The 26837-nt window shown below is 67.9% G+C and carries 17 protein-coding genes; 3 read left to right on the top strand and 14 right to left on the bottom strand.

Annotated elements, in window-relative coordinates; translation table 11 throughout:
- The first annotated feature begins 106 nt into the window (after window positions 1–106).
- Window positions 107–574, top strand: coding sequence for a YybH family protein (locus API01S_RS05955; RefSeq protein WP_061303598.1), 468 nt, complete (start codon window positions 107–109; stop codon window positions 572–574).
- A 231-nt stretch (window positions 575–805) separates the two neighbouring features.
- On the opposite strand, the gene API01S_RS05950 is transcribed toward API01S_RS05955, so the two are convergent.
- From API01S_RS05950 to API01S_RS05920, 7 genes are all read right to left on the bottom strand, one after another.
- Window positions 806–1774, bottom strand: coding sequence for an alpha/beta hydrolase (locus tag API01S_RS05950; protein WP_061303596.1), 969 nt, complete (start codon window positions 1772–1774; stop codon window positions 806–808).
- Window positions 1775–1923: 149 nt separating this feature from the next.
- On the bottom strand, window positions 1924–3669 hold the full coding sequence (locus API01S_RS05945) for an ABC transporter ATP-binding protein (RefSeq protein ID WP_061303593.1): 1746 nt from the start codon (window positions 3667–3669) through the stop codon (window positions 1924–1926).
- Complete coding sequence (locus API01S_RS05940; RefSeq protein WP_061303590.1) at window positions 3666–4559, bottom strand: ABC transporter permease; 894 nt, start codon at window positions 4557–4559, stop codon at window positions 3666–3668. Before API01S_RS05940 ends, API01S_RS05945 begins: the two co-directional genes overlap by 4 nt.
- A gap of 64 nt (window positions 4560–4623) precedes the next feature.
- Window positions 4624–5607, bottom strand: coding sequence for an ABC transporter permease (locus tag API01S_RS05935; protein WP_061303588.1), 984 nt, complete (start codon window positions 5605–5607; stop codon window positions 4624–4626).
- Complete coding sequence (locus tag API01S_RS05930; RefSeq protein WP_061303586.1) at window positions 5604–7205, bottom strand: ABC transporter substrate-binding protein; 1602 nt, start codon at window positions 7203–7205, stop codon at window positions 5604–5606. The genes API01S_RS05935 and API01S_RS05930 overlap by 4 nt, the downstream gene beginning before the upstream one ends.
- Complete coding sequence (locus API01S_RS05925) at window positions 7202–8926, bottom strand: hydantoinase B/oxoprolinase family protein (protein ID WP_061303585.1); 1725 nt, start codon at window positions 8924–8926, stop codon at window positions 7202–7204. Before API01S_RS05925 ends, API01S_RS05930 begins: the two co-directional genes overlap by 4 nt.
- A complete protein-coding gene (locus tag API01S_RS05920; protein ID WP_061303583.1) occupies window positions 8923–11079 on the bottom strand; it encodes a hydantoinase/oxoprolinase family protein in 2157 nt (718 codons plus the stop codon). The genes API01S_RS05925 and API01S_RS05920 overlap by 4 nt, the downstream gene beginning before the upstream one ends.
- 201 nt (window positions 11080–11280) lie before the next feature.
- On the opposite strand from API01S_RS05920, the gene API01S_RS05915 reads away from it, so the two are divergent.
- Window positions 11281–11862: a DUF4202 domain-containing protein gene (locus API01S_RS05915; RefSeq protein WP_061303581.1), complete on the top strand. Its 582-nt coding sequence runs from the start codon at window positions 11281–11283 to the stop codon at window positions 11860–11862.
- Between the two features lie 131 nt (window positions 11863–11993).
- Here the strand turns inward: API01S_RS05915 and API01S_RS05910 are convergent, their stop codons facing one another.
- From API01S_RS05910 to API01S_RS05900, 3 genes are read right to left on the bottom strand one after another with little or no spacing between them, the layout of a single operon-like run.
- Window positions 11994–12800 carry a ProQ/FinO family protein gene (locus API01S_RS05910; RefSeq protein WP_244976668.1) on the bottom strand — a complete coding sequence of 269 codons (807 nt, stop codon included), beginning with the start codon at window positions 12798–12800 and terminating at the stop codon, window positions 11994–11996.
- A 49-nt stretch (window positions 12801–12849) separates the two neighbouring features.
- Window positions 12850–14310, bottom strand: coding sequence for a hypothetical protein (locus API01S_RS05905; protein WP_061303576.1), 1461 nt, complete (start codon window positions 14308–14310; stop codon window positions 12850–12852).
- A gap of 45 nt (window positions 14311–14355) precedes the next feature.
- A complete protein-coding gene (locus API01S_RS05900; RefSeq protein ID WP_061303574.1) occupies window positions 14356–15498 on the bottom strand; it encodes a metallophosphoesterase in 1143 nt (380 codons plus the stop codon).
- A gap of 297 nt (window positions 15499–15795) precedes the next feature.
- On the opposite strand from API01S_RS05900, the gene fhuE reads away from it, so the two are divergent.
- The gene (gene fhuE, locus API01S_RS05895) at window positions 15796–18015 is read left to right on the top strand and encodes a ferric-rhodotorulic acid/ferric-coprogen receptor FhuE (protein ID WP_061303572.1); all 2220 of its coding nucleotides are present in this window, start codon (window positions 15796–15798) and stop codon (window positions 18013–18015) included.
- Window positions 18016–18042: 27 nt separating this feature from the next.
- On the opposite strand, the gene treY is transcribed toward fhuE, so the two are convergent.
- Genes treY through glgX form a run of 4 tightly spaced genes read right to left on the bottom strand, consistent with a single transcriptional unit; the run spans window position 18043 to window position 26835 of the window.
- Window positions 18043–20754: a malto-oligosyltrehalose synthase gene (gene treY / locus API01S_RS05890; protein ID WP_084802364.1), complete on the bottom strand. Its 2712-nt coding sequence runs from the start codon at window positions 20752–20754 to the stop codon at window positions 18043–18045.
- Entirely contained in the window at window positions 20754–22931 is a 2178-nt protein-coding gene (gene malQ / locus API01S_RS05885) for a 4-alpha-glucanotransferase (protein WP_061303569.1), read from the bottom strand. The genes treY and malQ overlap by 1 nt, the downstream gene beginning before the upstream one ends.
- On the bottom strand, window positions 22928–24727 hold the full coding sequence (gene treZ / locus API01S_RS05880; protein ID WP_061303566.1) for a malto-oligosyltrehalose trehalohydrolase: 1800 nt from the start codon (window positions 24725–24727) through the stop codon (window positions 22928–22930). Before treZ ends, malQ begins: the two co-directional genes overlap by 4 nt.
- The gene (glgX, locus tag API01S_RS05875) at window positions 24724–26835 is read right to left on the bottom strand and encodes a glycogen debranching protein GlgX (protein ID WP_061303565.1); all 2112 of its coding nucleotides are present in this window, start codon (window positions 26833–26835) and stop codon (window positions 24724–24726) included. The genes treZ and glgX overlap by 4 nt, the downstream gene beginning before the upstream one ends.
- Window positions 26836–26837: the final 2 nt, after the last annotated feature.

The raw sequence follows: 26837 nt of genomic DNA, 5'->3' as shown, positions 1-26837 counted from the left end.
GCGTGGGAGCTTCCTTATTGGCATGTCGGGGTTGCGGGCAGGGGCCTGCCGGGGCTTAATGCAATCCTTCCCGCTTCGAACCTCTGACTTCCCTGGAGCAAGCCTCATGTCCGTGCAAGCCCTGGTCCCCGTTGACGCCACCGACGCTGCCGCCGTACGCGCGTGGTTCAAGGAACTGTCCGACCACGTGCAGGCCGTGGACTACGCCGCGGCCCGCCCTCTCTTTGCCGAGGACTTCGTCGCCTTCGGCACCTACACCAACTTCGTCACCGGCCGTGATCACGCGGAGCAGACGCAGTGGCGCAATGTGTGGTTCACCATCGACGACTTTGTCTGGCGGCTGGACGACGTACATTGCCTGGTGTCCCCCGACCGCCTGTTCGCCGTCGGCATGGCGGTGTGGGATTCCACCGGCTATCACCCAGACGGCAAACCCTTCGAGCGCGTGGGCCGCGCCACGGTCTCGTTCGCCCGCAATGCCATTGGCGACGCCTGGGTCGCAACCCATACGCATATGTCCTTGTTCCGCGACACGCCCAGCGTGTCGCACGGCAACAAGCCGGCGCGTAGCTGATGTGATGGTGGGCGAAGGCTCAGGGGGCAGCGTCTCGCCAAGCATGAAGGTCTGTTCGATTGCGAGCGAGGGATCGTCGCGTCGCCACACACCCGGCCACGGACATGGCGCGCCCGAGAGGACCGCCATTCCCGCGCTTGTCTGATTCGACCCCGACGACGCACCCGCTGCGCCCGGACGCAGTCGGCGCAAGGCGCTGTCCATTGGACGACTACGTTGAGTCCCGCTTTCCTATGCGGCCAGGTTGCGCTTTAACGCATGGACCAGATCCGCGCGGGCCTCTTGTGCCTGGGGAAGCAGGCGCGTCATGCCGATGAAGCTGTGCGGCACGCCGGAATAGACGACCAGCATCGGCGCGGCGCCGCTGGCGAACAGCTTGTTGGCCAGGTCCAGCGTGTCGTCCAGCAGCGGGTCCAGCGCCGCGGCTTGCAGGATCAGCGGCGGCAGGCCGGCCACGTCGGCGTGCAGCGGGGCGACGCCAGGGTCGGTCAACTGAGCGGCGTCGGTCACGTACTGACGCCAGAACCAGTCGAGCTTTTCGGTGGACAGGCCAAAGCGTCCGTCGCCAAAAGAGGCTTGCGAGTCGGTGTCGTCGCGCGCGGACAGCATGCCGTAGATGATGACGCCCGTCTTGACGAAGGCGTCGTCTTCATCGCGCAGGCGTTGTAGCGCGGCCAACGTCAGATTGCCGCCGGCCGACTCGCCGCCTACGGCCAGGCGCTGCGCGTCCAGGCCGAGCGAGCCGGCCTGATCACGCAGCCAGCGCAGCGCGCCCAGCACCTGTTCCAGTGCGACGGGGTAGCGGGCTTCGGGCGACAAGGCATATGACAAGCCCGCCGTGACGATGCCGGCGTCGGCCGCGATTTCGCGTTTCCAGCGGTCCAGCGTGTCCAGGTCGCCGTGCGCGAAGCCGCCGCCGTGCAGGTGCAGGTAGAGGGGCAGGGGCTTGTCGCTTGTGGTCTCGGGGTAATACAGGCGCATCGTGGCGGGCACCGGCAGATGATCCAGCCGATGCTCGACGACGCGCCCGACCGGCGGCGCGGGTTGGCTCAACCAATGATGATAGGCGCGGCTTTGTTCGCGGACGTCGGCGATGGGCGTGGTCAGCACGTCAGGCGTGCCAACGCCATGCTGCTTGGCCAGCGCTTGCGCGGCCCGCACGTCGGGCGCCAGGGTGGGGATGTGGGTAGCGTCGCTCATGGAATTGCCAGTCTGGTAGGGGGCCGGTGGGAGGGCTTGCCGCGAGAGCGGGCGTGCATCGGTGATGCGCCTGCTGGCGTGGGCAAGCTCGGGAGCTCAAGCGCGCAGCATACCAATGCTTGGGGGGCCGCGAGCCTGAAGGCACAACCTCAGGCGTATCGCGCCAGCGGTTCTGCCTCCACGCCCACCACCCCCGGCGCGGCGGCCAGCAGTGTCTTCGTATAAGGATGCGCCGGGCGCCGCCAGAGGGCCTCGGGCGTACCGTGTTCCACGATGCGGCCCTGGTTCATGACCATGACCCGGTCGCACAAGTAGCGCACCACCGCCAGGTCGTGCGAAATAAACAGGTAGGACAAGCCCAGCTCGTCCTTCAGATCCACCAGCAGGTTGAGGATCTGCGCCTGCACCGAGACGTCCAGCGCGGACACGGGTTCGTCCAGTACGACCAGTGCAGGTCGGGTGATGAGCGCGCGCGCGATGCCGATGCGTTGACGCTGTCCGCCCGAAAATTCGTTGGGATAGCGGCGGCCCGCGTCGGCGGGCAGGCCCACGTTGTCCAGCATCCGGGCCACGTGCCGCTTGCGCGCTGCGCGGTCGTGCTCGCCGTGAACGCGCAGGACGGCGCTCAGGATGTCGTCCACCGTATGCCGGGGGTTTAACGACGCGTAGGGATCCTGAAACACCATTTGTATATGGCGTCGCCATGGCTTGAGCGCGCGCTCGGACAGGGCCAGCAGATCCGTGCCTCGCAGCAGAGCCTGCCCGGCATGGGCGGGCGTCAAGCGCAGCAGCGTGCGCGACAGGCTGGATTTGCCGCTGCCCGATTCGCCGACGAGACCCAGCGTTTCTCCATTGGCGATGTCGAAGGACACGTCGTTCACCGCCAGCACGGCGGCGCCGCGACGGCCTTCGTAGCGCGTGGCAAGGCCGCGCACACTGAGCAGCGGCGCGTCGGACGCATGCCAGGCGTCGCGTCTATGCGCGATGGCGTTCGAGGTGCGCAAAGTGAAGCGCGGTTCGCCACGCCCCGGGTCGGGGCTGACCACGATTTCCGGCAGACGCGCCTGACGATAGTGCAGCCCGTCGCGCGCGTGCAGCGACGCGCCCAGCAAGCCCTGGGTGTACGGATGCGATGGGGCAGAGAACAGCCGGGCGGCCGGCGCTTCTTCCAGCTTTTTTCCGCCGTGCATGACGATGACGCGGTCCGCCCATTGCCGCACCACGCCCAGATCGTGGGTGATCAGCAAGACGCTCATGCCCAGGTCGCGCCGCAGTTCGTCCAGCAGTTGCAGGATCTGCGCCTGGATGGTGACGTCCAGCGCGGTGGTGGGTTCATCGGCGACCAGCAGCCGGGGCCGGCAGGCGATGGCCATGGCGATCATCACGCGCTGGCGCTGACCGCCAGACAACTGCATCGGGTAATCGTCAATGCGCCGTTCGGGATCGGGGATGCGCACGCGCGCCAGCAGTTCAAGCGTGCGCTGGCGCAAAACGGCGCGGTCGATGTCTTCGTGGCAGCGGATGGCTTCGGCGATCTGCCGGCCGATGGTCAGCACGGGGTTGAGCGAGGTCATCGGTTCTTGGAAGATCATCGCGATGTCGCGGCCGCGCACTTGCCGCAGCGCCGGGGCGGGCAGGCGCGCCAGATCGACACCATCGAACAGGATCTGCCCTTGCATGCGGCTACCGGACGCCAGCAAGCGCAGGATGGCCAGCGCCGTGGTGGACTTGCCGCAGCCGGATTCGCCGACCAGCGCCAAGGTTTCACCGGGCGCAACGTCAAAGCTCAGGCCATCCACGGCACGGCGTAGCCCGTCATGGGCGGAGAACGAGACGCTCAGGTCGCGCACGGTCAGCAGCGCGCGGGTGTCGGAGGGTTGCGGCGCGCGGGTCATGCGGTCAGCCTCGGGTTGAAAGCATCGTTCAGCGCGTCGCCCAAGAGGTTCAGGGACAGCACGGTCAACACGATGGACAGGCCGGGCAGGGCGGCCAGGTACCAGGCGGTGCGCAGCATCTCGCGCGCATCGCCGATCATGCTGCCCCACGACACCACGTTCGGGTCACCCAGGTGCATGAAGGACAAGGCCGACTCCATGAGAATGGCGTTCGCCACCAGCACGGAAGTGGTCACGATGACGGGCGGCAGCGCGTTGGGCAGGATTTCGCGCAGGACGATATGGGCGTGGCCAAAGCCGTTGCTGCGCGCGGCCAGCACGAATTCGGATTCGCGCAGGGTGCGGAATTCCGCGCGCACCAGACGCGCGACGACGGGCCATGACGCCACGCCGATGGACAAGGCGATCACGCTGACCGAGGGTTTGCCGATCGCCACGATCACCACGACCAGCAGGAACGCCGGGATGGTCTGCAACAGTTCGGTGACGCGCATCAGCACCGCATCGACCCAGCCGCCAAAATAGCCGGCCGACGCGCCCACGGCGATGCCGATGGCCAGACTCAGCAGCGCCGCCGTGACACCGACCGTCAACGACACACGCGCGCCGTGCGCCAGGCCAGCGGCAATGTCGCGCCCCATGGTGTCGGTGCCCAGCCAGAAGTCAGGGTCCTGGCCCGGCCACTGAATGGGTGGGCCGACCATGTCCAGCGGGTCGTTCGGAAACACCCACGGCGCGGTGATGGCGGCCACCAGGATCAACAGCAAGAGCAGGCCGCCCGTGGCTGCGCCCGGGTTGGCCGCCAGCCAGCGCAAGCGGCGTGCAAGACCGCTTTTGCGGACGGTGAAGACGGGCGGTGCGGCTATCGAAGACAGGATTTCAGAAGACATGGAGGCAAGGGATGAAAGCTAAAGACGGGATATCAAACGCGACCGACAGGCATGCGGACCTCGTTCAACCGGCGCGGATGCGCGGGTCCAGCAAGGTCTGCAACAGATCGACAAGGATGTTGGCCACGATGACCAGCAGCGATGACAGCACCAGGATGCCCAGCAGCACGACGTAGTCGCGGGCCATGACGGACTCGTAGGCCAGCCGGCCCAGCCCTGGCCAGCTGAACACTGTCTCGACCACCACCGCGCCACCGAGCAATGCGCCGAAGTTCAGGCCGGCGACGGTCGTGACGGGGATCAGCGCGTTGCGCAGCACGTGGCGCAGCGCGACGGCCGTGGGGGCCAACCCCTTGGCATGAGCGGTGCGCACGAAGTCCTGCCGGCTGACTTCCAGCATGGCGGCGCGCGTCAGGCGCGCGAAGATCGCCACGTAGAAGCCGGCGAGCGCAAGCGTGGGCAGCACCAGATGGCGCGCCACGTCCAGCGCGTGCGCAAGACCGGTGGCGGGCGAGCCGATGGTGGACACGCCGCCGGGCGGCAACCACCCCAGCTGCACCGACAGCAGGATGATGGCCATCAGGCCCAGCCAGAATCCCGGCGTGGAATACAGCAGCAGCGCCGCCAGCGACAGCAGGCGGTCGGGCCAGCGGCCGACGAAGCTGGCCATGACGGCGCCCAACGCGATGCCGACCGCCAGCGCGCAGCCCAAGGCGCTGAACATCAGCAGCACGGTGTTGCCCAGCCGGCTGAAGATCAGCTCGGAGACGGGCAGGTTGTAGCGCGGCGACACCCCAAGGTTCAGGTGCGCCAGATTGCCCAGGTAGGCAGTCAGTTGCTGCCACAACGGGCGGTCCAGGCCGAATTGGCTGCGCATGGCGGCCATGCCGGCTTCGGTGGCCGAACCGGATTCGGCTGCAATCACATCGGCGGCATCGCCCGGCACCGCTTGCAGCAGGAAGAAGCCAAGCAGGATGACGCCGATGACGGTAGGGATCGCCTGGACCACGGATCGGGCGAGCGAGCGGGCGGCGCGTTGCAGGTTCATTGCAGGTAGACGTCCGCCAGATTGGATTCCACGCCGTCGGCCGTCAGCGAATGGTCATGCACGCGCTGGTTGGCGATGGTGATGAATTCCGGCTGGTACAGGTTCAGGTCGGGCACCTCGCGCGCGACGATCTGCTGGAATTGCTTGAACAGTTCCACCCGACGCGCCGGGTCGTTTTCCACCGAGGCCGCTTCCAGCAAGGCGTCCACCTTCGGGTTCTGGTAGTGCGTGCCGTTGGAAAATGGCACGCCCTTGATGAAGTTCTTGGACCAGTACAGCCGCTGCACGCCTACCGTCGGATCGAACAGATTGCTGGCGCCATTGGTGGTGAAGGCGAAGTCGCGGTCGGTGTAGATGCGCTTGATGAAGGCCGAGGCGTCCTGCGAGCGCACCGTCACGGCGATGCCGGTGCGCGCCAGCGTTGTGCGCAGGTAGTCGGCCAGGCGCGCGCCGTCCGAACCGATGGGGTTGTAGTCCAGCGGTATCCGAAAGCGCACGCCGTCCGCGCCGCGCGGATAGCCGGCTTCGTCCAGCAGCGCATTGGCCCGTTTCAGGTCGAACGGATAGGGCGTGGGAGTGGGGTCGTTATAGGTCTTGAGCCCCGGCGCGATGGGCGAATACGCCACCTGGCCCACGCCGTAGTTCACGACCTTGAGGATGACGTTGCGGTCGATGGCGTGCGCCACCGCCTGCCGCACCTTCTCGTTCTTGAAGTGCGGATCGTCCAGATTGAATTCCAGGCGCGTCACGTTGTAGGAATAGCTGTTGCCGCGCGTCTCGAAGCGCAGCGACGGCACGGCTTTCAGGCGCGCCAGGTCCGCCAGCGGCACGGGCGTGCGGTAGCCCAGGTCCACGGTCCCGGTCTCGAAGGCGATGGCGGCGGCGGCCGGGTCGGCCACCACGCGCACGATCAGCCGGTCGATGTAGGGCTTGGGCGCGTCCCAGTAATCCGGGTTGCGTTCGTAGACGATGTGGCTGCCGCGCTGCCATTCCTTGAACTTGAAGGGGCCCGTGCCGATCGGCGCGGACAGCGCCGGATGAGTCAAGGGGTCGGCGCCATCGAAGACGTGCTTGGGGATGATGGGTGTCTCGGTGGCGACGAACGCGCGGATCAGGTAGGGCGCGGGCTTGGCCAGGCGCAGCACCACGGTGTGCGCGTCGGGCGTTTCGATGGCGGTGACGTTGGCGAACGTGTTGCGGCCACGCGGGTGGATCTTTTTCAGCAACCCGATCGAAAAGGCGACGTCGTCCGCCGTGAAGGGCTTGCCGTCGTGCCATTTGACGCCCTGGCGCAGCGTGAAGGTGTAGACGGTGCCGTCCGGGCTGATCTGCCAGGCGGTCGCCAATTGCGGTTGGGGTGTGAGGTCGTAGTCGTACTTGAGCAGGCCCTCGGTGACTTTGGCGCTGACGCTCAGGATCGGCGTGGCCACATTGCCCACGGTGACGAGCGCGGTGGGTTCGGAAGGCAAGAGCAACGTCAGCGTGCCGCCGCGAGTGGGCGTGGAAGACGATGGCGTGGCGGCGCGCAGCGGCGCGGCCATCGCCAGCAAGGCGGCGGCGACGGACAGGCCCAGATAAGTGCGTCGGGTCGGGTTCATGCTTGTTGTTCCTGGTAGGCATTGCGGGCTTGGTCGGCGCTGATCAGGCCGTCGCGCACATCGCGTTCGACCTGGTGGGCGGGGCGGAGGGCGGGGTCGCCCAGTCCGCCGCCGCCTGGCGTGTGGACGACAAGTCGTTCGCCGGGCGGGATCAGTTGCCGTCCCTTGGCGCGCAGGACGGCGCCGCTCTGTAAGCCCAGTTGCCCGCTGGCCCCCGCGTGTCCGCCCAACGCGCCGCGCGCCGGATACACCACGCGGTCAAAGGCGGCGGCGACGATCATGGCGGCTTGCGGGTCGGCGTGGCGTAGCACGATGGTTTGTCCCAAGCCGCCGCGCTGCGTGCCGGGTCCGCCCGAATCCGGCCGGTATTCCTTTTGTTCGAAGACCAGCGGGTTGGCGCTTTCCAGAATTTCCAGCGACACGTTGCGCACGCCGCTGGGGTAGGACGTGACCGAAAGCCCGTCCTTGCCAGGCCGCGCGCCGGTGCCGCCCGTGGAGAAGCTCACGGCGTTGAAACGCGGACCGGCCAGCAGCGCTTCCTGTTGCTCGGGCGTGGCGCCCGCCAGCGGTTCGCCGCCCACCAGATGCAGGTTCCACAAAGACGACGCGCCCTCGGCCGGCACCTGATCGGCGCGGGCCTGGCGCAGCGCGCCGAAGACCACGTCGGGCAGCATCTGTCCGATGATGTGGCGCGCGGTGACGGCGGCGGGAAAGCGGGCGTTCAGGATGGAGCCTTCGGGCGCGGCCACTTCCACGCAGGACAGCGACCCGGCGTTGTTGGGCACGTCCGCGCCGATCAGGCAACGAACGCCAAACGAGGTGTAGGCGTCGGTATAGGCTTTCACGACGTTGATGCCGCGCGCCACGCTGGGCGAGGTGCCGGCGAAATCAATGCGGATCTTGTCCGACGCAATGCTGACGCTGGCCTGCAAGGTGATGGGTGCGTCATAGCCGTCGATCACAAGCGTGTTATGCCAGATGCCGGTGGGCCATTGGGCAATCGCCTGCCGCATGGCTTGTTCGGATTGCTCGATGATGTAGCCGCCCAATGCGTCCAGGCCGCCGAGTTCAAATTCGGTCAGCAGCGCTTTCAGGCGGCGCGCGCCGATGTCGTTGCAGGCCACCAGCGCGTAGAGGTCGCCTTCCACCTGTTCGGGTTCGCGCACGTTGGCGCGGATGATGGCCAGCACGCCGGGGTCCACTTCGTGCTGATGAAAGAAGCGCAGGATGGGCAGGAACAAGCCTTCGTGATAGATCTCCAGGCCGTCGGCGCTGCTGCCGATGCCGCCGATGTCGATCACGTGCAGGGTCGAGGCGAACAAGGCAACGAGCGCGCCGCCATGGAAGACGGGCGTCACCATGGTCATGTCGAACAGGTGGCCGGTGCCTTTCCACGGATCGTTGGTCAGCAGCACGTCGCCATCCTTGAGCGTGTCGGGCGGGAACACGCGCAGGAAGTGTTTGACGGATTCGGCCATGGCGTTGACGTGCCCCGGCGTGCCGGTGACGGCCTGGGCGATCATGCGGCCATCGGGCAGGAACACGCCCGCCGACAGGTCGCCGGCCTCGCGCGTGGCGGTGCCGAATGCCGAGCGGATCAACACCTGGGCCTGCTCTTCCACGACGGACAGCAGCCGGTTCCAGGCCAGTTGAAAGCGGATGCGTTCTTGCCCTGCGGGCTTGGCATCGGCGCTGGTCGGGGCGGTGGTGAAAGTACTCATGATGCGTGGTCCTTGTTGGCGGCGTCGGCCTGGCGGCGCTGCGGCGCGTGCGTGTCGTCCAATACCAGCGAGCCCAGGCGGCTACGGCGCGCCAGGAAGCCCGGGGGCACGTAGGTGGTGGTTTCGTCTTCGACGACCAGCGCGGGGCCGGTTAGCGTCTGTTCGGGGTCGAGCGACTGGCGCTCGTAATAGGGAATGTCGATCCAGCGGGCTTGCGCGGCGTCGTACACCACGCGCGTGCCCGCCGCGCGCGCCGCCGTGCCGGGGCCGGTGGCGATGTGGTCTTGCGGGCGGGCGCGGCGCTCGCCGGCCTGTGCGGCGACCGACCAGCTCACGGCTTCGGGCGCCACGTGCGGCAGGCTGCGCCCATATAGCTGGGCGTAGCGCTGGGCAAACGCCGTGTTCAATGCGGCGCTGGCAGCGGCGTCGAACGGGCCGTCGGGCAGATCGACCGCGATCTCGTGGCCCTGGCCGCTGTAGCGCATGTACACCACCCGCTTGTGCGTCAGGCGCGTGTCGGGCGCGGCACGGCGCACCACGGCGTCGACGCTGGCGCTCAGTTCGTCCAGCATGCGTTGCACGCCGGCATGGTCGATGCCGTCCAGGCGCTGATGAAAGCTGCGAACGGCCTGATAGGCGATGGGCGCCCACAGAAAGCCCACGGCCGATCCCACGCCGGCCGATTCCGGGATGATGACGCGGTCGATGCCCAGCTTGCGCGCCAGCGGGGCGGCGTGCAGCGGCGCGGCGCCGCCAAAGGCGATCAACGTGTGTTCTTCGGCTGCCTTGCCCAGTTCCGAGGCATGCACGCGCGCGGCGTTGGCCATGTTCTCGGTGACGATGTCGATGATGGCCTGCGCGGCCTGCGGCGCGTCCAGGCCGGTGCCCTCGGCCAGATGGGCCTGGATGGCGCGCTGGGCCAGCTCGGGTTGCAGGCTGACCTTGCCCACCGCGAACCGCTCTGGCGTCACGGTGCCGAGGGTGGCGTGGGCATCGGTCACGGTGGGCAGTTCGCCGCCGTTGCCATAGGCGGCCGGGCCGGGCAGCGAGCCCGCGCTGTCCGGGCCGACCTGCACCACGCCCAGGTGATTGACGCGCGCAATGGAGCCACCGCCCGCGCCAATCTCCACCATCTCGATGACGGGAATGCGGATGGGCAGGCCGGACCCTTTCAGATGCCGATGCACGCGCCCGAATTCAAAGCTGCGGCTGATCTGCGGTTCGAAGTCATCGATGTAGCAGATCTTGGCCGTGGTGCCGCCCATGTCGAAGGACAGCGCGTGGGCGGACCCGGTCTGTTCGGCGACGTGCTGCGCCAGGATGGCGCCGCCCGCCGGTCCCGATTCCACCAGCCGCACTGGTTCTTCCACACCGGTTTGCAGCGTGGCGATGGCTCCGCCCGAGGTCATCAGAAAAGGCTCGCCGCGCAAGCCGCGTGCGCGCGCCGAGTCGTTCAAGCGGCGCAGATAGCCCGACACCTGCGGCTGCACATAGGCGTTGGCGCTGACCGTCGACAGGCGGGGATACTCGCGGATTTCGGCGCACACGTCGGACGACAGCGACACCCACAGACCGGGCGCATGCTGCTCCAGCAGTTCGCGGATGCGGCGCTCGTGGGCCGGGTGCGCATAGCTGTGCAGCAGGCAGACCGCCACGCTTTCGATGCGTTCGGCCAGCAGCTCATGAGCCAGCGCAATGACTTGCGATTCATCCAGCGGGGTGAGGACCTGGCCGCGCGCGTCGACCCGTTCCGTGACGCCGTAGCGCCATGGCCGGGGCACCAGCGGCTGGGGCTTGTCCAGAAAAATGTCGTACTGCGCGAAACGGTCTTCCAGACCGATCTCGACCAGATCCCGAAAGCCCGCCGTCGTCAGCAGCGCGGTGCGCGCGCCTTTGCGTTCGATCAGCGCGTTGGTGGCCAGCGTGGTGCCCAGGATCAGCAGGCTGACGTCGGGCCACCCCAGGCCCGCGACGCCTAGCAATTCTTCTATGCCTTGCAGCACGGCCGTCTCCGGCGTGTCGGGCGTGGTCAGCAGCTTGGCGGACCAGCGTTGTTCGTCGCGTTCCAGGACGATATCGGTGAACGTGCCGCCCACGTCGACGGCGACGCGCACGGGGGGAGCCTGCGGCTTTTGAAGAGAAGTATCTGGCATGGGGTAAGAGGCACGGCGCGCGTGGCGCCATCAGGCGTTAGGGAGAACCCCAGATCCTAAGCAGTCGGTGCCGCCGCATGAACGATGATTTTCGAGTTTCGATATGCGATTTGCGTCACGCGCGCGCGTGCCGACGCCCACCTGGCGCTATGATCGTTGCGTCTTTTGCCGATCCCGGCGTCTTTCTTGGAAACGCATCGCATGAACGAACGTCTAGCGCAGACGCTGCTTCGGTTTGACCAGTACAACGGCACCGATCCCAATCTGTTCACCTGGCAGGGCGAGACCTGTCCTCAGGAGTTGTTCCTGGCGCAAAAGCTGCATGAATGGGTGTTGAAACTGGCGCCCGAGGCGTCGCCGCCGCTGCTGCTGGCGTCGCGTTGCCAGCACATCGGGCGCTGGGAGATCGCGCGCAAGAGCTATCCCGATGGCCGCGTGGGATATCTGACGTGGCGCAAGGCCTTGGCGCGGCATCATGCCAGCGTGGCGCAAGGCATCATGCGCGAGCTAGGTCATGATGAAGCGCTCATCGACCGCGTGACCAGCATCGTGATGAAGCAGGGCATCAAGCAGGATGCCGATGTGCAGACGATGGAAAACGCGTTGTGCCTGGTGTTCCTGCAATACCAGTACGAAGCGTTCCACCCCGCGCATCCCGACAAGATCGTCGGGATTCTTCGGAAGTCGTTGCAGAAGATGGACGCGGCGGGCCACAAGTGGGCGCTGACCCTGCCTTATAGCGCGGCGGGTATGGGGTATCTGGAGCAGGCGCTGGCGGCCTGAACCCGCGCGGGTCGGAAGTCAGACCTGCGCGCAAGCACGCACGAGAACAAACAAGCCCGGCCCGCGACGAGGATGTCGCGGGCCGGGCTTGTTGCCGCCCAGGGGCGGATCGTGCTTGAAGCCGAGTCGGCTTAGTTCGACTCGGGCGTGTCGGTGGAGGCTTGCTTGGAAGCTTCCTTCGATGCCTCGTCGGCGGCCGGGGTCGACACGTCGCTGGACGAATCCGGCGTGGCGTCGGCCGGCGCTTGCGGCGCGGATTGCACCGGCGCGGAAGCCGGCGCCGTTGCGGGCGCGGTCACTGCTGCGTCGGCGGCGGGCGCGGCGGCATCGGTGGCCGGCGCCGAACCTGCCGCTTCGGCGGCGGCAGCGGCTTCAGCCTTCTTGGCCTTGTTGCGCGCGGCGGCATTCTTGGACGCGCTGCGCGACGCCATGCGCTTGGCATGCTTGGCTTCGTTGGCGGTCACGGCGCCCGAGGGTTCGCCGTTCAGGTCCACGCGCGGCGCATCTTCGACCATGCAGGCCCAGTAACGGCGGCCATCACACCAGGTCTTGACCGCTTCCTTGATCTGCGCCTCGTCCAGTTGCAGCGCCTGGGCGTGTTGCACCAGATCGGCCAGCACGCCCAGCTTGAGCGGCAGCTTGGGCGCGGGATTCTTCGGGAAGGCTTTGGGGAATTGGCGTTGCAAGCGCGAGATCGCGACCACGACCGGATCCACGGGCGATTCACGCCGATCGGCGCGTTGCGGCCGCTGCGATTTGTCGCCGCCCTGATTACGGGCGTTCTTGTCGCCGCCTTGCGGACGCGGGCCTTTGCCGCCGCCGGGTGGGCGAGGGCCTTTGCCTGCGCCTTGTGGGCGCGCTTCTTTCTTGGGGGTCGGCTCTTCAGGCGCCTGCTTGATGATCAAGGCCCGGATCGCGGCTAACTGTTCTAGTCCCATGTGCTACACAAAAAAAAGGTTGAGGCCGTGAGCAACAGCGCTCGGGCGGCTATCCCGACAACCCGACAAGCAGTGCCAGGAATAAAAGAATGCCGAACGCGGCCAGGGCAAACGGCAGTAGTAGAACATACACGCTGCGTTCTTGCCCCTGTCCGTGGGCCAGTCCCGCCGCAATTGACATCCTGATAGGTGAAAAAAACCCCATCGACGTGCCCGAAACGTGTAACAGCGCAGCCGCTGCCGGTACGTTCAAACCCGCTTGAAGCGCTAATGATAGCTGGGAAGGCATGAACAGACTGTTCGGCGCGTTACCACTATTGGCCAGGATGCCGAACGCGCCTGCCAGCAATGGCGTGATCAGCAAGGTCCATTCCTGCAAGGTGGCGAACAGGCCATCGGCGTAGGCCTGCGAGATGCCCGCGCCGGCCAGCACCTCGGCCATCATCGCGAACAGGAATACGGACATGACGGCATGGCGGCCCGTGTGCCAGGCCGTCCGCGCCTGCGCGGCCAGCTCGCCCGGATGGCGGCGCAAGAGCGCCATGACGAGGGCGCCGGCGACGAGCCAACTGCCTGCGTGCAACCACGGCATCCAGGCGGGCAGGTCGGCGAACGGCCGGAAGTCGGCCCAAGCACCCAGTGTGTGGTTCAGCGCGGGAATCAGCCGGGTCGCCGCCAGGCAAGCGATCACCAGCATGTAGGGCAGCGCGCGGCGCGCGGCGGCCAGCGCCTGCGCACGATCGGGGTGGCGGTCGTGCACGTAGCGCAGCACGATCAAAGGCCCGTAGCTGGCCAGCAGCGCGGTCTCCGGACCTAGCACGGCGGTGGCGGCGCTCAGAAGCGACAGGCTCGCCACGCTCCAGGCTGCTTCGCGGGCATGTTCGGCGATGCTTGCGCCCAGGTTCGCGCGGCGCGCCGTGCGCCAGAACAGCGCCATCCACACGCTCATCAACAAGGCCACCGCCACCATGCTGTACAGCGCCAACTGCGCGGCGGGCACGCGCGCGTAGGCCGAGGCCAGCAGGGTGCCGCTGCCCATCGCGCCCCAGGGGATCAGGGTCTGGCTCAACAACGCGAAGATCATGATGTCGCGCGGCTTGCAGCCCAGAGGTCGGATCAGCAGCACCGTGCCCATCATCCCCACGCCAAAGCCGGTCGCGGATTCCGCGAAAGGGCCGATGAGAAAACAGGCGAAGAACACGCGCCGCCGTCGCGCCAGCGGGTCGTTCAGATCGGCGTCGGGCCGGCTTGCGGGCGAGGGCGAGGGTGAGGCCATCTGCCAGAACAGCAGCCCGCCCAGGATGTAGGGCGTGATCACCCAGCCGATCCAGGCGCCGCGTTCCAGCGTGACGGCCAGTTGCGCAGCGCTGAACGCACCGGGCGCAGCAGTCAGCGCAACGCCGATGGCCGTGAGCAGTCCCAGCACGGCCGCTACCGTGGTCTTGACGCGACCGCTGGCGATGGCGCCGATCACGATCAAGGCGGGCAGGGACCACAGCAGATAGCTCATGGGCGGGTCGACAGTGTTTACGTGGGTTGGGCGGCCGGACCGGGCTCAGGGCGTCGCGACGCGCGCCGGCGAGCGCAGAACGATCTGCGTGATTTCCGACGGACGGCCCAGCCGGATCGGAAACCCGGGCCACAGCCCCGTGCCATTACTGACATACATCTGCATGCCGTCCACCTCATATTGCCCGGACACATAACCCTCGTTGGCCAGTTGCGTCAGCAGATGGGGCCCCAGGATCTGGCCGCCATGCGTATGGCCCGACAATTGCAGGCCGGCGCCCAGGCGCGCGTTCTGCGCCGCGCCGATGGGGCGATGGCTCAACAGGATGACCGGGTCCGTCTTGGGCACGCCGTTGAGCGCGCGCGCGGCATCCGGCACGGGCTCGTCGTAAGCGGCCGCCATCTTGTCGGTGATGCCGGCCAGCACCAGGCGCTGTCCATTGGGCGTGAGCGTCACGTGCTCGTTCAACAACAGGCGCAGGCCCAGTTGTTCGAAGGCGGGCAGCCAGCGCGCGTACTGCGCGTAATACTCGTGGTTGCCGGGTATGGCGTACACGCCGTGGCGGGCGCGCAAGGCTTGCAGCGGCCGCACATCGGCTGCGCGCGCATCGGTCGTGCCGTCCACCAGATCGCCCGTGATGACGATCAGGTCCGGGTCCAATCCATTCGTCTTCTTGACGACCGCGTCGATCCACGGCGCTTCCAGCAGGCGGCTTGCGTGCAGGTCGGTCAGCTGCACCAGCCGAAAGCCGTCCAGCTCGGGCGGCAGCTTGGGCAGGGCGATTTCCAGTGTCTTGACGTCCGGCACGCGCACGGCCTGCCACACGCCGATAGCGGACAGCATCAGGGCCAGCACGGCCGCACCCTTGCCCCAGGCGCGCGCGGCCAGCAGGCGGCGGCCGCGCGGGCGCGAGAACGCATAGACCACGACGCCCGCCACGTCGCGCAGCAACAGCAGCATGGCCAGTAGCAGCAGCGCGCCGAACAGCCAGCCCAGCACCATCAACAGCGTGCCGGGCACTTCGGGCGAGGCCATCGACCCGAAGAAGTTGCGCGTCACAAGATGGTGCTCGGCCGCGCCCAGCAGGAAGAGGGACAGCAGGATCTTGGCAGGCCGGGACAGAGACAGGGGCAGGACGAAACGCCAGATGACGTAAAGGCTGATCAATCCGGTAAAGACATGGAACACGCGGGAATTCCTGGGAAAAGGGCGGCGAGGGCAAAACGGGAAGCTGGCCATGCAGCCAGGGGCTGCCACCGACGCGGCGGCAACGAACCATCGAGGCAGGCAAGCCGGGAAAGCAACGACAAAAAAGCCAGCGACATTATGCCGATCCGGCCCCGATGGTGCAGCGGTACGCCCGCAGGTCGTAGGGACAAGACTGACAAGATCACGTCGTAATTTCACAACAGCAGATGGTTATGAGAAGCAGTCGCATTACACTTCCACCCCACATCAAGTTTCAAAGTGGAAGAGGAAAGCAGCATGCTCGAACTATCGCCGCTGGACGGCAGACTCCGTATTGGTTCCATCCATGCTTGCGGCCGGCCATTGCGCCGCACGACGGCCCTGGTGTTGATGGCCCTGTCCGCGGCCAGCGCGGCGGCCCAGGCCCAGGCGCAGGACAGCGCGGTGGCCACGCTGCCCAGCGTGCAGGTGGTGGGCGACACCGACCCCACCACGACGGAAGGCACCGGGTCTTACACGCCGCGCGCCACGGCGGCCAGCACGGGCCTGCCCTTGACGCTGCGCGAGACGCCGCAGTCCGTCACGGTGATGACGCGCCAACGGATGGACGACGCCGACATGCGCTCGCTGGCCGACGTCATGGCCAGCACGCCCGGCATCGCGGTGCAGAACTACGACAGCGAGCGCTACACCTTCAGTTCGCGCGGCTTCTCCGTCAGCAACTACCTGTATGACGGCGTACCGACCAGTTTCGACACGGGCTATTCGGCGGGCGAATCCTCGCTGGACCCCATCATCTACGACCGCGTGGAAATCGTGCGCGGCGCCACCGGCCTGATGACCGGCGCGGGCAACCCGTCGGCATCCATCAACCTGGTGCGCAAGCACGCAATCAGCCGCGAATTCACCGCCGACATCAGCCTGGGCGCGGGCAACTGGGACACCTACCGGGGCACGCTGGACTTGTCCACCCCGCTGAACAAGGATGGCAGCGTGCGCGGCCGTATCGTGTCCGCCTACCAGGACAACCATTCGTACCTGGACCACTACCAGATCAAGAAGCAGGTCTTCTACGGCGTCGTCGACGCGGACCTGAGTTCGCGCACGACCTTCAGCGCCGGCGTGAATTACCAGAACAACGACCCCAAGGGCAGCAGCTGGGGCGGCTTTCCGCTGTGGTATTCGGATGGCGGACGCACGGACTGGAAGCGCTCGCTGAACACCGGGGCCGACTGGAGTTCCTGGGCCAGCACCACCACCGGCGGCTTCGCCAGCCTGGAACATCGCTTTGACAACGAGTGGCGCGTGCAGGCCGTGGCCTCGCATTCCAAGCACGAGATGGACGGCAAACTCTTGTACCTGTACGGCTGGCCCGACCGCGACACGGGCCTGGGCGTGAACGGCTCGCCCGCGTGGTACCAGGGCGACCGCAAGCAGAACAGCCTGGACCTGAAAGCGAGCGGCCCCTTCACCGCATTCGGCCGCCGCCACGAAGCCGTGGTGGGCGCCAGCTTCACGCGGCAGTACGCGGACTTTGACTACCGCTCGGCCTCCAACGCCGCGCCGGTCGGCAATTTCTTCGATTGGGACGGCTCGTATCCCGAACCGGACTGGAGCGACACGGCCGTTACCGCCAGCCGCTACACCACCAAGCAAACCGGCTGGTACGGCGCGCTGCGCCTGAATCTGGCGGACCCGCTCAAGCTGATCGTCGGCGGCCGCTACAGCACGTGGAAAACCGATTCCGTCGGCTTCGGCGGTGGCGACCACACCGCCTTCGACAAGAACGCGTTCACCCCGTATGCCGGCCTGCTGTACGACATCAACGACACCTACACCGCCTACGTCAGCTACACCGGCATCTTCAACCCGCAGAGCTACCAGGACCGCAACGGCGGCTGGCTCGATCCGCTGGAAGGCAAGTCCTACGAGGCTGGCGTCAAGGGCGAATTCCTGGATGGCCGCCTGAACGCCAGCGCGGCGGTGTTCCAGATCGAGCAGGACAACGTGGCGCAGACGGACCCTGGTTATCTGGTGCCGGGCACGATCAACCAGGCGTATCGGGCCGCCCAAGGGACGCGCAGCCGCGGCTTCGACCTGGAAGTGTCGGGCGAGGTGAGCCCCGGGTGGAACCTGGCGGCGGGGTGGTCGCATTGGACCGCGCGCGACGGCCAGGGCGCGGCGATCCAGACCGACCAGCCCCGCACGCTGGTGCGCGTCTTCACCACCTACCAGTTGCCGGGCGACTGGAACCGGCTGACCGTGGGCGGCGGGGTCAATTGGCAAAGCGGCGTGTACACGATTGCCAGCGGCCCCAATGGGGATGAACGCGTCGGCCAGGGCAGCTACGCCATCACGAACCTGATGGCGCGCTACCGCTTCAACCGGAACCTGTCGGCGCAACTGAACGTGAACAACCTGTTCGATCGCAAGTACTACAGCCAGGTCGGCTTCTACAGCCAGGGCGCGTGGGGGGCAGGGCGCAGCGCGATGGTGACGATGCGCTATCAATACTGATCTGCGCCCTTGCCGACGTCCCGGCGTTCAGTCCGTCGGGTCGCTCGCCAGCAGCGCCACCGGTCCGTCGCGCAGCAACTCGTCCAGCGCCAGCTCGCCTGCCGCGTTCGGATGGGCGCGGCGGCCCGACAGCACATCACCCAGCGTGCTGGCGTCCAGGTCCGGCGGCAACGTCAGGCGGGTGCCCTCCCAGTAGCGCGCCGCTTGCGCAGCGTGGCCTTGTGCGTAGCCGGCCAGCGCCATCGCGCAAAGCCGGGGCGCCACGGCCAGCACCCAGGCTCCCTCGTGACGCCGGGCATAGGCGATGACATAGGCGGCGCGCGGGCCTTGGACGGCGATGGGTAGGTAGTCGCCGTGGCTGAACACGTCGGGCAGGCGCGCGCGCAGGGCCAGCGCGCGGCGGATCAGCGATTGTTTGACGGCGCCGCTGCGCCACGCCTCGGGGTCGGTGCCGATGGGAGCATCGCCTTGCGACGAACCTGGCGCGGGGGAGTCCGCCAGCAGCGCCGCGCGCTGCGCGTAGTCCACCGGGCGGCGGTTGTCGGGATCCACCAGGCTGAAGTCCCACAAATCCGCGCCTTGGTACAGATCGGGCATGCCGGGCAGCGTATTGCGCAGCAGCGTCTGAGTCAGGCTGTTGACCAGACCGGCCGGTGCGATGCGCTGCGCCCACGCGGCGATATCGCGCAGCAGCGCCTGGCCCTCGCCCGGCTGCTGCAAGGCGTCGATGCATTGGCGGGCGGCGCGCTCGTAGTTGGCGTCGGGGTCGGTCCAGCTGGTGTGCAGCTTGGCTTCGCGCATGGCTTTTTCCTGCCACTGCGCGATACGCGCCAGAAAGTCGGCCACCTCGTCTGGCCGCTCGGCCAACGCATCGGCCGTCAACGCCAGCGGCCACGCGCCGACCAGGCTCTGAAGCAGCAGGTATCGGTCGGCGGGTGTGGGTGCGCCCGGGGGCGCGAGGCGGGCGATCCAGCCGTCGGCGGCACGGCGCCAGTCGTCGGGGTTCTCGGTCAGCACGGCCAGGCGCGCGCGCGTGTCTTCGCCGCGCTTGTGATCGTGCGTGGCCGTGGCCAGCATGGCGTTCGGATGCGTGCGGGCGCGCGCGGCCGCCAGCGCGTGAAATTCCTGTAGCGCCAAAGCAAAGCGCACCGGGCTGGAGCCGACTTCGTTGCGTGATAGGAGCGGTCCGCGCCGATAGAACAAAGTGTCTTCCAGCGCCTTGGCCGCCAGCGGCGGGGTCAGTTGCTGAAAGCGGCGCAAGGCTTGCGCGCGGACCTGAGCCTGCGTGGCGTCGGGGACGTTGTCTGAGCCGGTCGCCTGCGTATCGCCGCCCAGCCATTGGTCCAACTGATCCAGCATCCGCAGATCGGCCGTGGCGTCGCCCAGCGCCGCACGCGCCTGTTCCAGCGCAATGCGGCACCAATGCGTGTCGGCCGGGCTGCGGCCGCCGTCTTCCGCGTAGCTGCGATACACCGGAAAAGACGCCAGCAATGCGGTCAAGACCCGATCAATCGCCGCCGGGCTCCAATCGCGCGTGCGCAGATCGGTTTGCGCGATGTCGGCCAGCGCCGCCACCAGCGCCTGCCGTTCGCTGGGGAAATGCCGCGCCAGCATCCGGTGGCGCGCATCGCGCAGCTGGGCCGACGCGTCGCGCGCGTCTCGGCTCAAGCTGGCCCAGAACTGTTCTAGCGGAGCCTGGGCCTCGGGCGCATGTAGCAGCGCGCCCACCTGATCCATGAAGTCATAGCCGGTGGTGCCGTCGGTCGGCCAGCGCGGGTCCAGCGCTTCGTCGTCGGCCAGGATTTTTTCAATGATCAGGTAGCCGTCGGCGGGCCGGCCGGATTGCTGCCGGTCGCGGTCGGCGTCGCGCATCGCCTGGCGCAGGCGACGCAGGTACGCGCCAGGGCTGGCCAGGCCGTCGATATGGTCGATGCGCAGGCCGTCCAGCACGCCTTCGCGGTACAGGCGCAGCACCAGCGCGTGGACGGCGTCGAACACGGCTTCGTCTTCCACCCGCACGCCGACCAGCTCGCTGATTTCAAAGAAGCGCCGCCAGTTGATGAGGTCCGGGGCGGTGCGCCACCAGGCCAGGCGGTAGTGCTGCTGTTCCAGCAAGGCATGCAGCCGGGCCTGGCCCGCATCCGACGCGGGGTCGCAGGCGGCGGGGTCATCCACCACGGATTCGGGCGACAGCGGCAGTTGCTGGCCGCCGGCCTCGATATGGCTGGTGCCCGCGCGCTCGTCATGAACCAGCCGGATGCCGCCTGCCGCCAGCGTGTCGCCATAAGGGTCGGGCAGCACCGGCAGCAGCACCTTGCCGCGCAGGGCGGGGTCGGGCGAGTTCCAGTTGATGTCGAACGTGCCCGCCTGCGGGCTTTGCTGGCCCAGCCGCAGCACGTCGGCCCACCACGCGTTGGACGCGTGCGCGGCCATGTGGTTGGGCACGATGTCGGCAATCAGGCCCATGCCCAGCGCGTGCGCCGCGTCGGCCAACTGGCGCAGCGCACCTTCACCGCCCAGATCCGTGCTGACGCGCTGGTGGTCGATCACGTCATAACCGTGGGTCGAGCCGGCTTTGGCCTGGGTGATGGGCGACAGGTACAGATGGCTGACGCCCAGCGCGGCGTAGTAGGGCAGTTGCTGGCGCGCGTCGTCCAGCGTGAAGCCCGCATGCAGTTGCAGGCGCGCGGTGGCGCGAGGGATGCGCGGGGCAGGAACAGTTTGGGTATTCAGGCTCATTAGCGGCCTCGTAATGCGCGCACCGGGCGCAGGCGCGCCTGGCTGGCGGGCGCGTTCAGGCAATCGGCGACGGACAGCGGCACGCGCTGCCGCCAGTTGGGATGTTCGTCGATGGTGCCGGGCAGATTGGGCTGGTCGAGCTGGCCCGTCAGGTCCTCAAGCGTGACCAGCATCAGCGGACAGGGCGTGGCGGCGACATAGGCCAGCAGTTCCGCGCCGGGCGTCTGGCGCGGCAGCGGCCGCGTCGAGGCGGTGGGCGAGCTGGCCTGCACCGCGCGCCATAGCGTGGCGCGTTCTTCGAGGCGGCTGGCGCGCAGCGCGGCCTCTTCCTGGCCCGGACCAAGCAGGCTCAGGCGGGACCGCCACAAGATGTCCTGCGCGTGCCACCAGCCTTCCAGCGTGGGCAGATCGTGGGTGGTGGTCATCGCGACGGCATGGCGGGGCCACTCCGACGGCGGCAGGAAGCCGGCCTGGGCAGAGGCGTCGGGGGTGGCGGGGACATCGTCGGCTGACGCACTCTTCGCATCATCGCGCGCCGTCTCGGCGCGCATGAACCACAACACATCCATGCCCAGCACGCCATGTTCTTGCAGCGTCTCGTCGAAGCCTTCCGGCACCGTGCCCAGGTTTTCGCCGACGATCAGCGCGCGGTGCAGCCACGCTTCCAGCGCGGTCAGGCGCAGCAACTGGCGCAGCGGGAAGCGCACGTAGCCGCCGTCAGGCGGACCCGCGCCATCGGGGATCAGCCACATGCGCGCCATGCCCAGGATGTGGTCGATGCGCAAGCCGCCCGCGTGGGACAGGCTGGCGCGCAGCATCGCCAGGAACGCCGAATAGCCGGATTCCTGCAAGGCGGCGGGCGACAGGGCGGTCAGCCCCCACCCCTGGCCCAGCGGGTTGTAGATGTCGGGCGGCGCGCCGACGCTGGCGTGTTTGATGAGGTCAGGCTGACGGCTCCAGGCGTGGCTGCCCAGCGGGCTGCCGCCCACGGCCAGGTCGGCCACGATGCCCACGCGCATGCCGGCATCGCGCCCGGCCCGCTGCGCGCGTTTCAGGCTGGCCGAAGCCAGCCACTGAAAGAATATGTGCGCGTCGACGTCCCGGGCATGCTCCGCCGCGTATTGCTGCGCGGCGGTCGAGCGCGGGTCGCGCAGGTCGGCGGGCCATTGCGTCCACGGCACGGGCGCGCCCGAGGAGGACGCGTGCGCCGCGTGCAGGGTGTCGAACAGCGCGTGGTCGCGCAGGTCTTGCCCGCCCGCGTCGCGGAAGCTGTTGTAGGCGCGATGATGGTCGGCGCTCGCCGTCGTCGCAAAACGCTCGTGCAGGCGGCGCAGCAACTGGTGGCGAAAGCTGGCGGCGGCGGGCCAGTTGATGAGCGGTTGCGCATCCAGCGCGCGCAGGCGCGCCTGCGTCATGCCAGCCAAGGCGTCGCGCACGGCGTCCGCGCCCAACACGCCGGTCGGGTCCGCAAACAGCGTGTTCAGAAACAGCCGGCTGGACGGAGAATACGGGCTGCACTGCGCCGGGTCGGCGGCGAACATGGCGTGCACGGGGCTGATGGCCAGCGCGTCCGCGCCCGCGTTGCCCGCCGCCATCGCCAGGTCGCGCAATGCGCCAAAATCGCCGAAGCCATGCGTGGCCTCCGTGGGGTCGGTATCCGGGCGGCGCAGGCTGTACACCTGCGCGGCCAGGCCCCAGGCGCGCGCGTTCTTCTCTTGCAGCAGCTCATCCAGCGTGGGCGCGCGGCGCGGCGCAACGGCCAGCGTGGTCGTGCCGCCCTGCGTGTGCAAGGTGTAATAACCGGGCGTGGACGGGGCGTGCAAGACCGGGCCGGCAGCGCCGTTGTTGCCCCCTTCGGCGGTCTGCCCCGTGATGGCGGCGCCGGTGGGCGGATCCATCCGATACGCGCCGGCGCACGACGCAGGCAGTGGCACCGCCTCGCCGGTCACGGCGATCAGCATCGCCGGCAGATGCGATCGGGCGTTCATCTCGGCCAGCCGCTGGCGGCTGTCGCGGATGTCGGTGTCGGACCCGGCGGGCAGGTCCATGGCTGCCAGCAGCGCGCGCAGGGTGTCGGGCGACACGCGGCGCGGGCGCTTGTCGGCGTCGGTCCAGTTTTCGGCGATGCCGGCTTCGGCGGCCAAGTCGGACAGGCCGGTGGGGGCGGCGATGTTCATGCCCCTTCCTCCAGCAGCCATACGGTGCTTTCCGAGCACAGATTGCCCAGGCAGAGCGCGTCGAACGCGCCCGCGCGCGACTCGTACAACAGCGACGAGAACAGCGGCGCGGCAGCGGCCTGTTTGCGCGGCAGCCCCTCGGGCGTGGGGCCCAGGTTGACGTAGACGGTCAGCAAGGCGCCGCCCGCCAGGCGCCAGCGGGCATGCACGCTATGTTCGCCCACCGCGCGCGCGTACACGGTCGTCGCGCCGTCCAGCCGGGGGGCGATCACGCGCTGGCGCATGTCCAGCAGCGCGCGGTACAGATCGTGCCACTGCAATGCATCCGGGCTGACATCGGCCGTCCACGGGTTGCTTTGCGCGTAGGTGGATTCCGCGTTGGGGTCCGGCACGGGCTCGCCGTGCGCGCCCGCGAACTCAGGGAAGGCAGCGAATTCGCGTTGGCGGCCTTCGCGCACGGCAGTCGCCAGCGCCGGATCGGTGTGGGCAGTGAAATACAGGAAGGGGGCGCGATTGCCCGTTTCCTCGCCCATGAACACCAGCGGAATCTGCGGGGCCAACAACTGCAAGGTGACGGCGGCGCGCAGCCGTTCGGCGGTTTCGGTCAACAGCGTCAGGCGTTCGCCGCGCGCGCGGTTGCCGGTCTGGTCGTGGTTTTGCAGGAACAGCACAAAGGCCGTGGGCGACAGGTGGGCGCTGCGTTCGCCACGCGGCGCGCCCTGGCGGTAGGGCGAAGGCTGGCCCTGATAGACCCAGCCTTCGCCCAGGCAGCGAGCCAGCGCCTGGGCGGGGCGGTCCGCGTAATCGGCGTAGTAGCCGCGCGATTCGCCCGTCAGCATGTGGTGCAGCACATGGTGCGCGTCATCGTTCCATTGCGCGTCGTAGCCGGCCGTCAGCAGGCTGGCGCGGTTGTCGTCGTTCTCCAGCACCAGGTGGATGTGGCGCTGCGCGGGGATCTGGCCGCGCACGAATTGCGCCAGCTCTACCAGCCAGTCCGGATCCGAGATGGCATGCACCGCATCCAGGCGCAGGCCGTCGAAGCGATATTCCGTCAACCAGTACAGGGCGTTTTCTTCAAAGTAACGGCGCACGGGGGGCTGCCGGAAATCGATGGCGGAACCCCAGGGCGTGGAGATGTCGTCTCGAAAAAAGGGCGCGGCGTATTGCGACAGGTAGTTGCCGTCAGGGCCGAAGTGGTTGTAGACCACGTCCAGCATCACGCACAGCCCCAGGCCGTGGGCCGTGTCGATCAGGCGCTTCAAGTCGTCGGGCGTGCCGTAGGCGGTGTCGGGCGCGTAAGGCAGCACGCCGTCGTAGCCCCAGTTGCGCGGGCCGGGAAAGTCGGCGATGGGCATCAATTCAATAACCGTGAAACCCATGTCGGCCAGTTGGGGCAGCTTCTTGGTCAGACCGGCGAAGCCGCCCGCCAGGCCGGCATGCGCCTCGTAGATCACCGCTTCGCGCCAAGGCCGACCCATCCAAGTTGGATGCGACCAGGGGTAGGCGTCCGGCCCCACGACCACGCTGGCGTCATGCACGTCGCCGTCTTGCAGCCGCGAAGCCGGGTCGGGCGCCAGCAGGCCGTCGCCAAGCCGATACTGATAGCGCGTGCCCGCCGCGCAATCGACATCCACCTGCGCAAAGCCATCCTCCTGCGGATGCAGGGCGATGGGATCGCGTCCCGGCAGCATCAGCGCAAGCTCCGGCGGCGCGGACGGCGCCCACAGGCGAAAGCGCGTGCGGCCGTCGGGCAGCGGCAGCGCGCCGTGGGTATAAGGTTCGGGCAGCACGGTCATGAGGCGTTTCCGGAGATGCAGGTCGCGGACAGCAGCACCAGGCTATGTGCCTGGACGGTGACTTCGGTTTCGGTAAGCGGCGCGGCAGGTACAACCTCTGCGGAGTCCAGTTCGCGCAGCCACGCCTGTCCGGGCTCGGGCAAGGTGAAGACGGCAGGTTCGCCGCCGGGATTCATCAGCAGCAAGGTGATGTCGGCGCTGCCATCCTCGCGCAGCGCGGCGCGGCGCAGCGCCATCGTGCGCTGTTGCGGATCGTCCCACGCGCCCTGGTCGATGCGGCCGCCGTGCGTGTCGAACCAGCTGATCGCGATGACGCCCGGGCAGATCTCCTGCGCCGCATCGCCAAAACGCGCCGCGCGCAGGCTGGGGTGGTCGCGCCGCAGCGCCACCACCCGCGCGACGAAGGTGCTCAGGGCGCGGCCTTCTTCACTTTGCGCCTGCGTCCAATCGAGCCACGACACCGGGCCGTCCTGGCAATAGGCGTTGTTGTTGCCGTCCTGGGTATTGCCGAACTCATCGCCCGCCAACATCATCGGCGTGCCGTCCGACAGGAACAGGGTGGCCAGCAGCGCGCGTTGGACGCGGCCGCGGGTCTCCAGAATCGCGGCGTCATCGGTCTGGCCTTCCGCGCCCCAGTTGTGGCTGTAGTTTTCCGAATGGCCGTCGTTGCCGCCTTCGCCATTGGCCTCGTTGTGGCTGCCGTCATAGCTGACCACGTCCTGGGTGGTGAAGCCGTCGTGCGAGGCGATGAAGTTGACGCTGGCCCAGGGGCGGCGGTGGCGGCGGTCGAACACATCGCGCGAGCCGCACAGGCGCGCGGCCATGTCGCCGCGCATGCCTTCGTCGCCGCGCCAATAGCGCCGCACGGTATCGCGGTAACGGTCGTTCCATTCCGCCATGCCGGGCGGGTGGCTGCCCAACTGATAGCCATCGGGGCCGATGTCCCAGGGTTCGGAAATCAGCTTCACGCCGGCCAGCACCGGGTCTTGCAGCAAGGCGTCGAAAAAGCCGGAGCCGGGGTCAAAGCCCGTGCCTTCGCGGCCCAGCGTCACGCCCAGGTCGAAGCGAAAGCCGTCCACGCCATACGACTGCGTCCAATAGCGCAAGGAGTCCATCACCATCTGCAATACGCGCGGATGCGACAGGTTGACGGTGTTGCCGCAGCCGGTGTCGTTGATGTAGTAGCGCTCTTCGCCGGGCATCAGCCGGTAATAGCTGGCGTTGTCCAACCCGCGCCAGGACAGCGTCGGACCCAGTTCGCTGCCTTCGCAGGTGTGGTTGTAGACCACGTCCAGAATGACTTCCAGGCCCGCCGCATGCAGCCGGCGCACGGCCTGGCGCAGGTCGTTGGGGCCGCGCTGCAGATAGGTCGGCTCGGGCGCGAAGAACGAGAGCGTGTTGTAGCCCCAGTAGTTGCGCAGTCCGCGTTCCAGCAGGAAACGGTCTTGCAGGAAGGCATGCACCGGCAGCAGCTCGACGGCGGTGACGCCCAGGCGGTGCAGGTGTTCGATGAAGCGCGGATCCGCCAACGCGGCGCAGGTGCCGCGCAGCGGCGGCCGCAGGTCTTCGCGCTGCATCGATGCGCCGCGCAAATGCACTTCGTAGATGGTGGTGTCTGTCCACGGAGTGTCTGGGGCTTTGCTGTTGCCCCAGTTGAAGGGGATGTCTTCGGTCACCACGGCCTTGGACATGGCTGGCGCGCTATCGCGACGGTCCAGCGACAAGTCGCCGCGCGCGTGGTTCAGGCGATAGCCGAACAGCGCATCGCTCCAGCTGACCGGCCCGGTCAGTTGGCGGGCGTAGGGGTCCAGCAGCAGCTTGTGCGGATTGAAGCGGTGGCCGTTGCGCGGGTCGTAAGGGCCATGGGCACGATAGCCGTAGACCAGGCCGGGCTGCGCATCCGGCAGGTAGCCGTGCCAGATCTCGTCGGTACATTCGGGCAGGTCGAAGCGTCGCAGCTCCTTGCGGCCACGCGCATCGAACACGCACAGTTCGATGCGGGTGGCGTTGGCCGAGAAGACGGCGAAATTCACGCCCAAGCCGTCGCTGACAGCACCCAGCGGATACGGTCGGCCGGAGGTAAGGCGGGTGAATTGAGTGGGGTCCATGG

Source organism: Achromobacter piechaudii NBRC 102461 (assembly GCF_001571245.1).
In the GTDB taxonomy this organism is placed as follows: Bacteria; Pseudomonadota; Gammaproteobacteria; order Burkholderiales; family Burkholderiaceae_B; genus Achromobacter; species Achromobacter piechaudii.
The sequence above is the reverse complement of the archived record's forward strand: the minus strand, read 5'-3'. Positions and strand labels throughout refer to the sequence as shown.